At 36.3% G+C, this 16,085-nt stretch carries 9 protein-coding genes; 3 read left to right on the forward strand and 6 right to left on the reverse strand.

Features of this window, described 5'->3' with window-relative positions; all coding sequences use genetic code 11:
* From F6K22_RS10045 to pilM, 4 genes are all read right to left on the reverse strand, one after another.
* A partial coding sequence (locus F6K22_RS10045) for an AMIN domain-containing protein (protein ID WP_293096596.1) occupies nt 1–1,225 on the reverse strand: 1,225 nt, incomplete at its 3' end.
* Nucleotides 1,226–2,145: 920 nt separating this feature from the next.
* A complete protein-coding gene (locus F6K22_RS10050; protein ID WP_293096599.1) occupies nt 2,146–2,937 on the reverse strand; it encodes a pilus assembly protein PilO in 792 nt (263 codons plus the stop codon).
* 2 nt (nt 2,938–2,939) lie between these two features.
* A complete protein-coding gene (locus F6K22_RS10055) occupies nt 2,940–3,755 on the reverse strand; it encodes a PilN domain-containing protein (protein ID WP_293096602.1) in 816 nt (271 codons plus the stop codon).
* A gap of 6 nt (nt 3,756–3,761) precedes the next feature.
* Nucleotides 3,762–4,859 (reverse strand): type IV pilus assembly protein PilM, encoded by a 1,098-nt coding sequence (gene pilM, locus F6K22_RS10060; RefSeq protein ID WP_293096605.1) that lies wholly within the window; start codon nt 4,857–4,859, stop codon nt 3,762–3,764.
* A gap of 1,670 nt (nt 4,860–6,529) precedes the next feature.
* Between pilM and F6K22_RS10065 the strand changes: the two genes are divergently transcribed.
* Together F6K22_RS10065 and F6K22_RS10070 are read left to right on the forward strand one after the other, a co-directional pair.
* Nucleotides 6,530–7,807, forward strand: coding sequence for an ABC transporter substrate-binding protein (locus F6K22_RS10065; protein ID WP_293096608.1), 1,278 nt, complete (start codon nt 6,530–6,532; stop codon nt 7,805–7,807).
* 617 nt (nt 7,808–8,424) lie between these two features.
* The gene (locus F6K22_RS10070) at nt 8,425–8,595 is read left to right on the forward strand and encodes a hypothetical protein (protein WP_293096611.1); all 171 of its coding nucleotides are present in this window, start codon (nt 8,425–8,427) and stop codon (nt 8,593–8,595) included.
* Between the two features lie 1,513 nt (nt 8,596–10,108).
* Here the strand turns inward: F6K22_RS10070 and F6K22_RS10075 are convergent.
* Both F6K22_RS10075 and F6K22_RS10080 read right to left on the reverse strand, forming a co-directional pair.
* The gene (locus F6K22_RS10075; RefSeq protein WP_293096614.1) at nt 10,109–12,100 is read right to left on the reverse strand and encodes a pentapeptide repeat-containing protein; all 1,992 of its coding nucleotides are present in this window, start codon (nt 12,098–12,100) and stop codon (nt 10,109–10,111) included.
* 40 nt (nt 12,101–12,140) lie between these two features.
* The gene (locus F6K22_RS10080; RefSeq protein ID WP_293096617.1) at nt 12,141–13,340 is read right to left on the reverse strand and encodes an ABC transporter substrate-binding protein; all 1,200 of its coding nucleotides are present in this window, start codon (nt 13,338–13,340) and stop codon (nt 12,141–12,143) included.
* An 825-nt stretch (nt 13,341–14,165) separates the two neighbouring features.
* On the opposite strand from F6K22_RS10080, the gene F6K22_RS10090 reads away from it, so the two are divergent.
* Entirely contained in the window at nt 14,166–15,455 is a 1,290-nt protein-coding gene (locus tag F6K22_RS10090; protein ID WP_293096620.1) for a response regulator, read from the forward strand.
* Nucleotides 15,456–16,085 lie beyond the last annotated feature (630 nt).

Raw genomic sequence — 16,085 nt, forward strand, 5'->3', positions numbered from 1 at the left:
TGTAACCCTTCAATATTGGGGGAGCATCTTGGGGATCGTAACGCAGTGGTTGAATAACAGTTCTTTCAATGGTTTCGGTATTTGTAATTGCCTGATCGGTTCCAGGAATATTAACGGTATTAACCTGGGTTACTGGTTGACTTGTAACTATGGCACTTTCTGCTCCGAGACTAACTAAGAAACCTGCTGCAGCTTGGGCTGTAACTTGGTTCAAACGGAAGGAGCGAACTACAACATTTCTGGCTTCTGCTGGTAGTTCTTGTCCTACAAATACTGTATTACCTACTCGGTTGGCTTGCAACCCACTTAGACGTAAAACGTAGTTAAAAACATCTTGAACTGGTTCGTTTTCAATATCTAGGGAAATAGTAGGTCCTGTTTCTGCTGCTGGGTCTCCTCCTGAACTAAAGGCAACATTTAATCCTGCTGCTCTAGCGAGTAAAGCTAAAACATCTCTAACTGGAGCATCTCGCAAGACTAAACGAGGTATTCTTTCTTGGGTGCTTAAATCTATAACTTCTACTGAAGGATTGATATTGGATACTGCTATATCGCCTACTGGTGGTGCTACTGCTCGTGGTTGGAAGGGGGGTACTTCACTAGGGGATGGTTGTCCTGGTAGAGTGGGGAAACCATCTCCTGTTAATCCTGAGTCTGGTAATAGTACCTCTGACTCTTGGGTTGTAGTTGTTTCTCTTGGGGGCGCTACAGTTCTTTCGGGTTCTACTCGTGGGGTTGCAGGTTCTGAAGGAGGAGGTGCTGTTTCTGAGGGAGGGGGGAAACTATTGGGTTGGGGGCGGGCTTGAGCTATTTCTCCTGAACCGATAGCAGCACTAAGAATAATTCCTTGGCCTCCTCCTTGGATAATTCTACCTCTGGGAGGACTTTTTTGACCACGGATAACTACCCGCACACTATTAGCATCTACCTGCATTACCTCTACATATTCTATACCAGGGGCTGGACTATCTTTCCGAAATTTGTTGCCCTGGGGTAAGCTGAGTTGGGCATTGATTATGTCTGCGACAAAAGAGTTATCTCTGTTAACTGAGAATACTTCGGGGCGATCGCCATTACTGGTAACTAGGACGATATTCATTCCCCCGTCTCCTGAACTTAACTGGACTTGGGTAATTTGGGTTACTGCAAAGGCTGGGGTTTGGGCTATGATTACTGCCGCGACTCCAGTTAACAGTCCACTACTAAATTGTATTTGCTGTTTCACTTTCCTCACTCCACACTTGGATCTTTAAATTGATTAAGATTTTGGTATTTTGCTAGAGTATAGGGTTTTCTCCACAGCTTGGGAAGTTCCTTCTTTTAAGTTTTTATTTTTTGAAAAATATAAAAAACAAGATGAATGGCAAGGTATTTTTCAACCGGGGATGAAAACCAATTGTTGATTAAAATCTATCTTTAGCTTTTTAGGTTATGATTAAAGTTTTGATTATATTATGTATTCGCCCAATCAGGGGTAGTATAGCGCTACGCGCAAGTTAAAAGTTAAAAGTCAAAGGTCAAAAGTAATTACTAACTGAGTTTAAGCATTTATATATTTCCTAACCTTTGCCTTGACTGCTACATTGTTTGTTGTCAGTCTAAAAGAAGTTTCAAGTCAAAAAAAACTAGGGTGTTTTGGGCAAATCAGAAAGCTTTTTCAACTTGATAATGGTCTCTAACTGATTGTTTTTGTTCTAGTTAATCTAAGATAGATTTTCCCATTCTCAACTTTTGAAAAATTGATAATTTTTGGAACTGAGAAAATTTTTCTGTAGCAATTTTGCTAAAAGGTTTGAGTCAAATTCAGAGACAGTACTTCCCGGTGTAATGAGGTACACCTTAGTTTTAAGACAGAAGTCAGAAGTCAAAAACTCAGAAGATTGGACTGTACCTCAATAGCAAAGGAAATCACTGTATAGCGCTACTCATTCAGGTATTTGACATTTCTAAATCCTGAAACCCTTTGACAGTTTACTATTCCCTATTCCCTATTCCCTATTCCCGATTCAAGTAGCGCTATAATTCTGATAATTCTGCATCATCCCATAGGACTATTATTGAATCATAAAAAAGCCGTGCCCCTCGAAGGGGGAGATTTTTATACCGAATTTTTTTGATAAAATAACATTTTTTTGGTAAATTTTGTTATTTTTTTTCTGGATCTTCTTTTTTGGAACTTTCTTTGTCCAATGACTCTTGTTCACTTAAGGCCAATAGAGCGTGCATATCAAAGGATGTTCTTAGTCTACTTTCTGGCTTGCTAACTGGTACAAATTTATTTTGTTTCCATTCAACTTCTATAACTTGATTTCCTTGTTCGAGTTTAGTTTTTAAGTTTTTCACTACTAATAATGTTTGCATCCTCTCTATAGCAATCATAAATGCTCTTGTTTGAGGATAACTGCCTTCAAATTCTACTTTGAATTCTCGTCGCTTTAATTTGCCATTTACCAGTGGTCCTAATGAGTTATCGTTAACTATATAATTACCATTTTTTGGCTCCACTGGTTGAAATTTCGTCATTTTCGCTTGCTGGTCTTCATCTGTAATTCCGACATTAATTTGATCGATGAGTTTGTTCATATCGTATAGCAGAGTTTTCATTGTTTTTTCACTGGCAAATAAGCTGGTTACGTCTTCTCTTTGTTTTTCAGCTTTTTGCATTTCAGCTTCTGCTTTTGGTCGTTCTTTTATTTGTTTTTTCTGCTCTTTTATTTTGACTTCTGCTGTGTTTATTTCTCCTCTTAATTCGGCACTTTTTTCGATGGCTGGTTTAAGCTGATTATATCCCAAGAAGCCTGCTATTCCTAAGCCTATGATACCAATAGCTCCTCCAATAAATCTGGGGTCTTTGAGGGAGATGCCTAGAATTTTCGGACCCCCTCCTTCTTCTTCTTGTTCTTCTAGTTCTGGATTCCATTCATTTGCTACTACCATTTTTAAAATACTCCTTTTTCTGTTAGTGTTTCTATTCTATCTACTAATCCAATTGCTCCTTTACTTTTTAACTGAGGCAGTAATTCTGATGCACCTAAAGCACTAAGATTTGTTTCTATTTTATATTCAACTATTGGGGGTAATTCTGGTATTTCTGGTGCTAAGGTTCTATTGGATTCTCGTAATTCTAATCTAGTTGGATTAGGTTTTTTTGCAGCAGTAATCAGTTTGGTTTTTTCTCCTTGGAAAAAGGGGGAGTTTTCTAGTAGTAATAAAAAGTCATTAATTTTACCGTAAGAATCTGAAGTTCCCGAAAATGATATAATTGGTGTTGGTTTTGGGGGAGGTGGTGTCTCTTTTTTTTCACCCTTTTTAGCAGATTTTTTGGGGGGAGGTGGGGCTGATACTTTTGCTTCTTTTTGTTCTATGCTAGTGATTTTTACACCACTAGGTACTAAAGCTCCAAACTCTCCTAATAATGCTGACCATGGTTTGATTTGGTCGAAAACTGTTGCTAAAGCTTTTGCTTCTGCTTTAAATGTCTTAGTTTTTTCTTTGATTGCTTCAAGGTCTTTAATTTGAGCGTTTAATGTACTTAATTCTCCATTTAATTTGTCTAAGTCTGCCTGGAGTTTGGTGTTTACCTGATTTAGATATAACCACCCACCTGCAACTAGACCATTAACTGCTACTGCTGCTGCTGCCCCAATTAGAATTGGTTTTGGGTCTTCTAGTGATGGTCCACTACTTGCTGGTTTGGGAATATCTTTCTTATATTCTGGGCGATCGTTGAGAAAATTTATATCTAGGCCATACATATTAATTTAAACCTCTCTTAGTCCTAAACCTAATACAATTCCTAAACCAGAACGTTGTTCTGGCGAAATTTCTGCTTCTGTTTCTAAGGCTAAAGTTTCGATTGGATCGACTTTAGACGCTGGTAAACTTAAACGTTGCATGAAAAAGTCATCTATTTGTCCTATTGCCGATCCTGAACCTATTAATAATAATTGTGCCACTTCCAAATCTTCAAATTGATTGAGATAGAAGTCTATTGAGCGTCGCAGTTCATCTCCTAATTCTGCTAATACTTTTAGTAGAGCATTGGTTCCGGGATTTGGTTCGTTTGATGTGACTCCCATTGTATCTAATACTGGAACGGTCATCCCTAGTAATTCGGTAGTATCTCTGGTTGGAGGTAAGTTCATTGCTTCGTTTAAGGAGGATTGCATTTGATAGGTGCCAATAGGGATTGTCCGGTTAAATTGGGGTATTCCGTCTACTACGATAGCAAGTTCGGTACTGTCAAATTCTAAATCGGCAATTACTGTTGCTTCTTGAGGTCCATATTGTTGAAGTATATCTTTTACTGTACGGATTAGGGCAAAGTTACTTACTTCTAATACATCTATTGCTAATCCGGCTTGTGTAAAAACTTCTATGTAGGCGTCTGTTACTTCTTTTCTGGTTGCGACTAAGGCGACTTGTACTTTTTCTAGGTCATCATTTGGATCTATGATAACTCCCAATTTTTGATAGTCTACATCTGCTTCTTCTCTGGGGAATGGTAAGTATAAACCTGCTTCTTGATTCATGTAATCCTGTAATTCTTCGTCGTTTAATTCTGCTGGTACGGGAATTACACGGGTAACTGCTTCTCTACCTGGAATTGCTGTTGCTACTCTGCGAGTTTTGATATTATTTTCCTCTATCATTGACTCTATTAGTTCTGAAATTGTCGGGGCATCAATTATTTGACCTTCAAAAAATACATCTTCTGGTACTTCTGCTGTAGCAAAAGTTACTAATTTCAATTTATCTCCTTGTTGCCGGATTTCGGCAATATTAATTCTTTCTGGCCCTAGTTCTATTCCTATTCCTGGCTTCTTTTTTTTAAACAAGTTTTTTAAGTAATTAACCATTTTTCTCCTGGTTTGAATTTGAATCAAAATGTGCTTTTTTTGGTTTGCTATAAAGTAAGCATTCAGCAGTCAGCCATCAGCTATCAGCTATTTGTTATTAACTCATTATCATGCTAGAGGGGAATTATCCACCAAGGATAATTAAAATTCATTAATGAAATTGGCTATAACCTAACCTCAGTTATTCCTTGCATAAGTTCATGCATCTGATTGCTTAATGCGAACTAGCTGAATCCTGACGCTATAAATTCAAAGTTATTTGGGAATTAATAATTCGTTCTATAGCAATAAAAAATTGGTAGTGAGAAATTAAGTAGGTAGATAGGAAGAAACTAAAATATGTAACAAAAAGTCAAGTTATCAAAAACTTTTTCACTTCTGCTTGCTACATTGTGTCTTGTCATAATGATAAATTGTAACACCGACTTAACTGATGTCATTTTTGAAATTACTATCAAATACTTTCAGATGATAATTTTGTCATTCCTGAGTAGTCAGTAAAACACTAAAACTGAAATAGGATGGCGATAGATTTTTTTGGCATATTGGTAATTTTGGCATTGCTTAATTAAGGTATGAAAGTAAGTGTATAGGTAATAGGGAACAGGGAACAGGTATGGAGGGAACAGTTAATATTAACAAGTAGTTCAAACAATCCCAAATTATCAAATCATACCGTGTTTCAGCAAGACCGTAATTTTCAAGATCATCATTTTACTGTTTAATTTTAATGTCAGAGACTTTTACGCTGTCTTAATCTTTACTTGTGCATTCACTCTCTCAAACAATCATTTTTATCAAGTAATAATTCTGGTATTAGCAGCCTGACAGAACTGGAAATAATACCAACCGTGAAAAAAGAATTTTACGAATAACGAATAATAAATGTGATTAAAACACAAGTGCAGGAGATGCCCCTTTGACAGAAATTATCTTTTCTGACCTAAAAAATGGTATTGAAGCCATTCCCATACGACTCCTGACTCGGTCGTCCTAATAAACAGCCTAGTCATTTGTAGCAAATATTTATAAAAAATGATGACAAAAGTGTTAGTAAATTTACTGCCGACGTAGAGGGTAAAAATCAAATTATCCCTTCGGGACAAAAAACAAATTACTATAGTTATAAAACTATTCTTAGTCAATCATGGAACAGTTTTACTCTCAGAAAAAATAAATATTATAAATTCTTACCGACTGAGTTCCCCTCCAGGGAGGGGTTAGGGGTGGGTTGACTCCTAAAAACAGAACCACTGTAACAATATTTTATCAAATTTGTATGAGAATTTTGTACTTCACGCTTTTTGGGAATTGCTATAGTGTAGAGATGTTCCATGAAACATATCTATTCTGGTCTAATAAAGTGAAAATTGCTGTAATTATCAGACAGCATCTTAGGGAATAGCAGAAAATAAATTATCCTAATTTTTGTACTAATCGCGTTAACTGGTTACTCCCTACTCCCTTACTTTTTCAATTTCTTCCCTACTCCCTATTCCCTACTCCCTACTCCCTTATTTTCATAGCTAATAGGATAATTTTTTATTTGGAAGTTCCTTTCAAGAACTTTGTCTAAAAAATCAGCAGTTATCATCAGAGCTACCTTGATTTGTAGGAAACATTTATCGCGGCTAGTATGAGATGTTTTTATAAAATTTATAATTTATCAAATGTTTATCATAGTTAAATGGAAAAGGTTTCGGGTATTTGCTATTTTGGGGCTAATACTAACATTTTTGATTGGTTGCAATTCTCCCTCTCCTAATTTAAAGACTAAAGAAATTGAATTTTGGACGATACAGCTTCAACCTCAGTTTACTAATTATTTTAATCAGTTGATTGCTGATTTTGAAGCAGATAATCCTGGTTTATCGGTGCAATGGATTGATGTGTCTTGGTCGGAGATGGAAAGCAAAATTGAGAATGCTATTTTGACAGAAACTCTTCCAGATGTTGTTAATCTTAATTCCAGTTTTACACATTTATTGACTCAACCTAATACCTGGTTAAATTTGGATACTATCTTATCAGATTCGATTAGGAATGAATATTTGTCTAATCTTTGGCAAGCTAGTCAGATTAATGGTAAAAGTTTTGCTATTCCATGGTATTGTAGGACAAATATAACAATTTATAATTCAGAGCTATTTAAACAGGCAAAAGTCGATCAACCTCCAAAAAATTATATAGAGTTGGCTAAGGTAGCTAAACAAATTAAAGAAAGAACTGATAAATATGCTTTTTTTGTTTCTTTTTCACCACAAGGAGGAAATGAAGTATTAGAGTCTTTTGGCAAGATGGGAGTTGAGTTAATAGATGTTGATGGAAAAGCTGCTTTTAATACTCCAATGGGTGAGGCGGTATTTAAGTATTGGGTTGATTTATATAGGGAAGGTTTATTACCACAGGAAGTATTGACGCAAGGAATTCAAGCAGGTGAAGATTTGTATCAAACTGGGGAAACTGCTATGGTATTTTCTGGACCAGAATTGATTGAAACTATCTCTGAAAATACACCAGAAATTGAAAAAGTTTCACTCCCAACATCCCAAATTACTGGTAAGAGTGATAAGAAGAATATAGTGTTGATGAATTTTGCTATTTCTAGTAAAACTAAATTGCCAGAGCTAGCGCTGAAATTTGTTTTATTTATCACTAACTATCAAAATCAAATGGCTTTTACTCAGGAGAATAATGTTTTACCTTCTACAATTAAGACCTTAGAAAATAGTTATTTTCAAAATATTCCTGATGATGCTTCTACTCAAGATAGGGCGCGAGTTATTAGTGCTAATCAAATTTTTGAATCAGAAGTTTTACTCCCAAGAGTTAAAAATTTGGATAAGTTGAAAGAAATTATTTATCAAAATTTGCAGGTAACTATGTTGGGAGAAAAAACTATTGAACAAGCGATCGCTGATGCTGCATCTGAATGGAATCAGCTATAGTTTTTCATGTTTGACTAGCTCCCTCGCTTTTAGCATTCAGCTAGCCTTCTGGGTCTTCATTAATTGATAATTGATAATGGATAATTGATAATTACAAGAAGGTTAAAACCGCTCGGGAATTGAAGATTGGGAAATATCATTTCTTCTCTTGGTCGATTGGAGGCAAGCGTTTGCGCTTCGCAAAGCTTCGAAGTTCGCGTAGCGTCCCGGAGGGAACGGAAACCTCGCCATCCCATCCTAACGGACTGCTCCGCTTGCCGACCGCTTTTTTCCCCTATCCAAGGGGAGGCTTTAAACCACAATTATTTAATTAACAATTAATAATTAATAATTCGGTAACTGTGCAATTGAGCTCTTAGCAGCTCTGGTTCAAATATTCTGCAACTCCCCATAGGGAGGATTGTTGAGTTGGGGTTTAAATCGCCTTCTAAAGTTTAAAAAAATAATCTTCCTGAGTGCTGAGAGCTGACAGCTTTTTTAAAATTGGGAAGTTCTTTATCTCAACGTTGGCCCTTGACCCGCGCTCTCCTGACAAGGGAGCGTCGGGATGAAAACCAATCAATCTTGCGGTTTTTTCCAATAGTGTGCTATAGTGCTTAAAGGCTGGTGGGCTAGCAGTGTCAGTCTGTGGAGCGACCGTAAGACCGGAAAGAGGTTCGGCCTTGGAGGCAGGTGCTATGAAGCAGAAAACCCCTATCAGTGATGTTAGGGAATCCCGCCCTGTCTCGTCAGAGCAGCGTCGGGAGGATGTCAAAGAAAGCTATTTGGTATCTTTACCGAATAATTAATAATTAATAATTAATAGTCAATTAATTATTCATTCAACAATTCACGCCTTGAAGCCGACCATTGGATAGGGGAGGCTGCAAAAATTTTCCTTTTAGTCAATCCTCAATAGTTTTAAGAAGGGGTAATTATTAGTTATTAATTGTTGATTGTTAATTGCTGAACCCCTGTAAAAATTTTTGAGTTACGAGTCGAAAGTGGAATAGAGGTACTTGCAGAAAAAGATTGAAAAATGCTCCCTGACTCCCCTATTTTTAAGATTAGAATCAGATTTTTCCCATCATTAAAATCTTTCCATCTATACCTCCCTAATGCAAAATCACAAATATTTTCATTTTATGAAGCTCCTAAAAAAAATCGCGCGACAAAAGATTTTCCCTTGTCTCCTCAAAATTTTTGTGATATTATAAAAACTATAATGGATAACTCGCCTATACACATGATTTTTTATTCAACTAAATTTCCTTCCTAAGAGGCGATCGGGTATATTCAAAAATTTTTCCTAAGAGCAATAGCTGGACTTTGAGATTTTTAACACCGAAAATGGCTTCAAACCTAGTATTAGCAAGGGAAATACCTGAAGAGAGCTTAAAATAGCTGTTTGCGTAGCATTCAGTAGGAAAACCTAGTGCAGAATGGCGGAAATAACTGACCAGTTACAAAATCCTAAAAGTCTTACTAATCAATACTTCTAACTTCTGACTTCTGACTTATGACTTCCGCGTAGCGGCACTAGATATATCAAGAAAACGGTTAATTTAATATCAAAACATTATTGTATAAGGTTTTGACCTTATTTTTAACCTGTTTTTTCCTAAAGTCCAGATAACAGAAATATTTTCATCTTCTGGAGCTTCGGAAAAATTCTTGTTTATCCCCGATCGAATCTTTCCATCTCTCCCTCCCTAGTGCAAAATCACAAATATTTGCATTTTATGAAGCTCCTAAAAAAATCGCGCGGCAAAGGATTTTCCCTTGTCTCCTCAAAATTTTTGTGATATCATAAAAACTATAAGGGATAACTCGCCTATGTACATGAATTTTTATTCAACTAAATTTCCTTCCTAAGAGGCGAGCTGGCATATTCAGGAATTTTTCCTAAGACCAATAACAGAAATATTTTCATCTTCTGGAGCTTCCGAAAAATTCTTGTTTATCCCCGATCGAATCTTTCCATCCCTCCCTCCCTAGTGGAAAATCACAAATATTTGCATTTTATGAAGCTCCTAAAAAAATCGCGCGGCAAAGGATTTTCCCTTGTCTCCTCAAAATTTTTGTGATATCATAAAAACTATAAGGGATAACTCGCCTATGTACATGACTATTTATTCAACTAAAAATTAAAAGAATAAACTTTACTATTTCCAACCTCCCACAACTGATAACTGATATAGCAGTCGAAGCAAAGGGCGCGGACAGTTAGAAATGCTGAAACCCTTGGATAGTATACTGTTCCCACCTTCTGTGTTCCCGATTCCCGATTCAAGTAGCGCTATAACTGAAATGACACTAATGTTAGAACCAGCCATATTCCTTGAGAAAATCACGTACAGTGTCTGGGTCATCTTGAGTTAATAGACGATGCTTAACGGGGTAAACCCGATAATCTGCTCCTGACCTTTTTTTTCTCAAGACAGAAATTGTTGTTTTAACAGCATCAGAACCAATCTTAAGACCGGACTGATCGATAATCAACTCCAAAGGACTATTGGAATCGAGTAACATTTCTGCCTTCTCTTTCGACAGGTCTAAAACCCCAAAAACCTTAACTTTGTTATTCAAACCAGATTCTGTCACTGCTGTAAGTGCAGTCTCCGTTGCTAGATTTGACCCTCCCCAAAGAATCTGAACATTAGGATTATCTTTAAGTAGTTTTTTAACTTTTAAAATATCGCTGGTAGAAGTAACGCTAACGGAGTCAACAATTTCAAACGAGAGATTCGATTTATTTATCGCTTTTAATACCCCTTGAAGATAGGGGTAGTAGCGATCGTAGACAGCACCATCAACCAAGGCAATTTGAACCGATTGTCTTGAGGAGGAATTGGGCAGTAAATTCTTTTGAGTCCATTGTGCTATGTATTGGCCTGAATCATAGCCCATTTTGAAACTATTTGTATTAAAGCAAGCAATGGCTAAATCTTCTGCTTTGATAAAATCGAAGCAGAAATCTACAGTGATAATAGCCACTCCAGCATCCCTAGCCAGTTCAAGCGCATCAATTGACTGAAGGGGATCTTCAGGTGTTAAGATAATCCCATCCATACCATCATCGATCAACTGCTCAATTATTTTAGCTTCGTTCTCCACACCACTGGGATGAGAAATCCCCCAAATTTCCACACGACGGTTAGCTGCACGACGCATCCCCAATTCATAGGCATCGGAAAGACTTTGAGAAGTTTCTGGTTTGAGCAAAGCTATCCGTAAACGAGGTAATCGTTCTTGTTCGATCTGCTGTTCCCAATTAGGCATCTTATTGCTTTTCTGCCAATTTTTAGCCCGTTTAATTTGAAATTTTGACCACATTTTTGCTCCCCACAGATCGGCCTCTTTTAATTCGGTTTCTCGCAGATTAGTGGGTTTTAATTGCGCTCCTGTGGCGTTAGTCATGCTACTTAAATCGGCAAAACGCAAGGTGGCATTCTCTAGATTAGCTTTATAAAAATCAGCCCCCCTTAAATCTGCTCGATTAAAATTCGCTGATTGTAATTTGGCTCGATGAAAAATAGCATTACGGGAATTAGCCCATAAGGCTCTAATCTTGACTAGACTAGCTTCAGAGAAATTGGCTGCCTGAAGGTTAGCTCCATACAAATTACTATTATCTAAATTACTATCTTGGAGTATGGCTTTCTTTAAGTTGGCTTGTGCTAAATTCGCACCCTGTAATTGGGCACCCGTTAGATCCGCACTTTTTAAATTAGCCTTGGCCAAATTTGCACCCTGGAGATTACTCCCTCGTAAATTAACTCCGACAAGACTTGCACCTGAGAGATCGGCTTTTTCTAAATTTGAATGGGAGAGATCCATTGAATATTTATTAACCTTCAGTGAACCCTGACTGAAAGATAAAGATTGGCAAGGATTAAGGGTAAGATTAGCCATTTTTGCTGTAGGTGCTTTTAGTCCTGGATTACCTTGGCAACCTTTATTTAAAACTTTTAAGGCAGCAATTCGTGCGTCACTATATTTATGGCCAGATGCTTCGTCCAGAACCTTTCGAGCTTCTTGTATCTTCTGTTCGTTTCGATTAGGTATGGTAATTACATAAGACACCATGGCAAACAACAGTGCGCCCTCACTTAAAATAACCGTTAACTTAAATAAAGACACATCTTGCAGCCATTCAACAAAATCAGAAATTTTGGCGTCTAAAATAGAAATGGGGTTCAATAGTTTAGGTTCTTTTAATGTAGCTTTTTCAGGACTGCTTTTAGATTTTTCAGAATTGAGAGACTCAGGATTACTCATTTCTTCTAGTAAATTTTTTTCTTTTTTATCCATTAGTTATTTTTCCGATAAAGAAACCAATAAGAATCAATAATTATTGAAATATATCCCTTAATTTATCTGGCTTTAAATGTTTAAATCCTTGAGAGGTAAGAACAGTTATTGAAACAAGGTCAGAGGACTGAGTTCTGCCTTGAGTTAAATCAATTGCAATACCACCTAGATCGAATTTGGAAATAGCAACCTGTTTTAAAAAGCTTTCACGATTAATTTTTCCTGGTATTGCTCTGAGAATTTTTAAAGTCATTTTTCCTACAATATATCCTTCTAAAGATACACGATCGAAGTCGTTTTTGAGCTGATATTTTGCTTCTTGAACAATAGGTAGATTGGAGTCTAATGAGGGAACAACTTCTGTGATAATCACTTTGTCTTTGATACCGTATTCTTCTAAGTCGAACTGTAATTCTTCTGCATGAGCAAATGATAGGGAGGAAATAACCCAATCCTCTCTTTTCTCTTGAGCTAACTTAATAAATCGTGCGATATTAGTAGAAGTTCCTGCTGTAACGACTAATCTACAGTTTATTCCTGTGTTTTTTTCCCACTTTTTTAATGAGTTATAACCTTCTTTTACATAGGGAGTATTACGGGGATAAAATCCTACGGGGTTAAGGAAAGGATTGTCTTCATTTCCCTTTTCTTTATACTCTAAAACTTGGTCATAGGGACGTAAGATATTCTCTTCAACCTGTGCTTTTACTAAAGCGTTTCTGACTCCTTTCAATCCCGACATTCCATAGCTGTCATCTTGAACATAAGCACAGATTTCAGAGGGTTTTACCCCAAAATTTAAAGCCATTTTAACCACAGTTTCTATTTCCTGTGCATAACTCGCACGATAATTAATGATTAGTTCAGATTGCGACCGCAAAAGTTCAGAACCAGTATAAAAACCAATGGCAGGAATATTATTTTCCTTTAAAATTGGCAATGTTTGTTTTGCGGTGGGTGTACCGACATTTCCAATCATCAAAAAAATGCCAGATTTAATCAACTGTTGTGTCTTTTGATGAGCAACTGAAGGCTCATAATAATCATTTTCAAAGATTAACTTAATTTTTTTTGCCTGTACTAATTGGTCATCAAGTGCAGCTTTTAAACCAGATTTCATCCTATTGCCTAAAATCTCTTCTTGTCCTTCTAAAGCGAGGATAGAACCTAGTCGAATTATTTGATGAGTAATTCCTTCTTTGGGATCTGATAATGATTGGCAAGCAGTAAGTCCTACCAAGCTAAGACTAAAGCAAAAATGAAAAAAAAACTTAAAGGTCAAATAAATCTTAAAATTCATAAGAAATTGTCGATGAAAACAATCTTCATTGAACACTTGATGTCACTTTTTCTGAATATTAATGTCGTATTCGCTCAGAGCATATTCTACACAACTTGACTCTTCTGAAACGATTGGCAGTTCATGTTCTTCATCAAGAGAAAATATTTAAATCCAGTCTTACTCCAAAAATGAAGCAAGTTGCTATAAACAACAATTACATGATTACTTTTATCAATGTTTTCTGTCAACCCTCTTTTAGATGAGCTTACCCTGGTTCTGCACAGGGGATAAAGATTAGCAACGGCTCAAGTTTCTCTTCTGAGGAAAACCATCATCAAAAACGATTATCTTCTGGTCAACAATTAATTTTTTCCTAAATTTCCTTAGTAGGATAGCGATAAATTTAATTTTTAATTACAGCGGTTTTCATATGAACAAACCACAATCATACTAACTTCTAACTCCTAACTCCTAACTCCTAACTCCTAACTCCTGACTCCCAACAATAAGTTTAGTGGTCTACTCAACTGAAAAGCGCTGTAAATCAATTAAATATCCGTACAATAACCGACGATATTTCTCAAATTTTTAAGTAAAATTATATTTGAGTTGATAACTTAAATAAATACTTCTAGAATCATCAAACTAGAGTCTTGAATGAGATGATATATTCCTCTAGATAAAATTTTAATTAAGATTCAGTAAAATGACGGATGTTAATGTTTTTAGAAGTATAATATTAAGAATATCGCCAATCAGGACTGCATTGATGGAGCATTAAAAATGATTACTAAAACAAAACCAACTACAGCGAGATTTTTTAAACATTTAATCCGTCTGATACCTAAACAATTTAGTGGTAAGTTAGAACTTCAGAATACACAAGAACAAAAGTGGCAATTATATTTTCATCGGGGATGTCTAACTTGGGCAACAGGTGGTAATAGCGCTTGGCGAAGATGGCGTAGAAATTTCACTCAATTTTGCCCTTCTATTTCTCTGGAAACTCTAAATTTCTACACTGATGATGTTTGTGAAAGCTGGCAATATTACATAGTTAATATTTTACTGAAACAACAAAAAATTTCACTCTCACAAGCTATTTCTATAATTAACAATACCCTGGTAGAAGTATTATTTGATTTAATTCAGCAGGATAATTTAGATACTTTACAGGTTACTTCTATAAGTTGTAATCTACAAGCAGAAATGATACAACCTATATTTCGTTTGAGTATCTATGAAGCTTTTGAAAAGGTTAAGCCAATATGGCAAGGTTGGTGTGAGGCAAATTTACACAACTATTCTCCTAATTTAGCACCCGTATTGAACAAACCTGAAATTCTAAAACAACACACATCTACTCTAATTTACCAAAAATTTCAGGCATTAATAAGTAAACAACTGACATTGCGAGATTTGGCTTTTTACTTAAAGCAGGATTTATTAAGTCTGACTAAAAAATTAATACGTTATGTCACTCAAGAAATAATTCAACTTACTACTTTACCCGATCTACCTGCATTAGCTGTAGTGAAAATTGATGCCTTAGAAAATCAAGTAAAAGAGATTAAAAAAACAAATTCACCATCACTAGAAACTGCCAAAAATTCCATTTCTGTAGGTCAAACCAAATTAATAGCTTGTATTGATGATTGCCCGATAATTAATCAAGTAATGGGTAAAATGATTGCGAATAGTGGCTATCTATTTATTGGGATTCAAAAGTCTACTTTGGCTTTACCTACTGTAGTCAAGGTCAAGCCAGATTTAATATTTTTGGATCTAGATATGCCTTTTACTAATGGTTATGAAGTCTGTAGACACATTCGCAAAATACCTGATTTTAAAAATACTCCTATAGTAATTTTAACTGGGAGAGAAGGTATGATTGACCGGATTCGTGCTCAATTTGTAGGATGTTCTGAGTTTATCAACAAACCAATCAGTCAAGAAAAAATTGAAGCGATTTTTAATAAATATCTGAATTCAGAAAATACTAAATATCTAGATTCAGAAAATACAACAATACAACTCCCAGTAGTTAAGTCTTTAGTTGCTGCTAATTGTTAACTAGCTATTAGCTATCAGCATTTCAGCTAGCCTCCTGCGGAGGAACTGCGTTAACAGCTTTTTGACCAAAAAATTTGGGTCAGAAGTCTCCTCTTTCAAGAGGATAAAAAAAGAAGATTCCGTATTTCAATCCCGATGCTTTCCTAGGTCATGCTGCGCAAACAGCTAGAGGTACCGTTTCGCTGCGTGAGATGAAAAAGGCAGTTACGACCATAGGAGGCTAACTGTTAGCGTAGCTCCTCCGACAGGAGGCTAACTGAAATGACCTTGGGTTAATTCCCCGGCAACTATTACACCGGATGGTGCGCGGAAGGGTGGAAACCGTTCTACTGAACTTATCCAAACTTACCTAACCTGTGGTTAGGCTTTGGAGACGAGCTTCCTGCTTCATTGAGAACCACCGACCGCAGTCTGTAACTTTATTCTCAAGAGCAGGCTTAAAATCGGCGGGAACTTTACCTACTTATTTTAAGTATAACATAAGCTTTGCCATTTACAACTAAAAAATTTGAAAAAGCGGTCCTTGGATGGCGAGGTCCCCTCGCCATATCCAATCGACCAAGAGAAAAGTAGGTTTGAGGATATTTAGGTAAGATTTCAGCTTCTGTTTTTACCCCCAGACTCAATCTA

The sequence above is a fragment of the Okeania sp. SIO2F4 genome, assembly GCF_010672385.1.
In the GTDB taxonomy this organism is placed as follows: Bacteria; Cyanobacteriota; Cyanobacteriia; order Cyanobacteriales; family Microcoleaceae; genus Trichodesmium.

What these genes read in the sequence shown, in the direction of transcription:
- F6K22_RS10050 (WP_293096599.1), bottom strand. Translation starts at nt 2,937, where the DNA reads ATGGTAGTAGCAAATGAATGGAATCCAGAACTAGAAGAACAAGAAGAA.
- F6K22_RS10075 (WP_293096614.1), bottom strand. Translation starts at nt 12,100, where the DNA reads ATGGATAAAAAAGAAAAAAATTTACTAGAAGAAATGAGTAATCCTGAG.
- pilM (WP_293096605.1), bottom strand. Translation starts at nt 4,859, where the DNA reads ATGGTTAATTACTTAAAAAACTTGTTTAAAAAAAAGAAGCCAGGAATA.
- F6K22_RS10090 (WP_293096620.1), top strand. Translation starts at nt 14,166, where the DNA reads ATGATTACTAAAACAAAACCAACTACAGCGAGATTTTTTAAACATTTA.
- F6K22_RS10055 (WP_293096602.1), bottom strand. Translation starts at nt 3,755, where the DNA reads ATGTATGGCCTAGATATAAATTTTCTCAACGATCGCCCAGAATATAAG.
- F6K22_RS10065 (WP_293096608.1), top strand. Translation starts at nt 6,530, where the DNA reads ATGTTTATCATAGTTAAATGGAAAAGGTTTCGGGTATTTGCTATTTTG.